This is a genomic window from Gilvimarinus sp. 1_MG-2023 (assembly GCF_030548285.1).
Genome location: NZ_JAUOSC010001067.1, coordinates 1 through 268, shown reverse-complemented (window position 1 = coordinate 268; position 268 = coordinate 1). Strand labels below are relative to the sequence as shown.

The 268-nt window shown below is 49.6% G+C and carries 1 protein-coding gene; it reads left to right on the top strand.

What is annotated here, in order from left to right; translation table 11 throughout:
• A partial coding sequence (locus tag Q4563_RS20140) for a hypothetical protein (protein ID WP_303605778.1) occupies positions 1–268 on the top strand: 268 nt, incomplete at both ends.

The following is a 268-nucleotide window of genomic DNA, read 5'->3' as shown; positions in this document are numbered from 1 at the left end:
ACCTTCGGCCCATGTTGCGGGAAAAAGTCAGTGACGATGATGATGTCGATCTGACTAATGTCGCCCTGAGCCATTACCGCCTGTCGAAGATTCGCCAGCAGGATCTCCAGCTGAAAGACGATGCGCCGGATTACACGCTTGACCCCAATACCGATGTTGGTTCTGCCAAAGCCAAAGATAAAAAAGAGGAGCTTTTGTCGGTTATTCTGCAGCGCCTGAACGAGTTGTTTGTTACCGATAACCTGACCGATGATGACATGCTCAACTA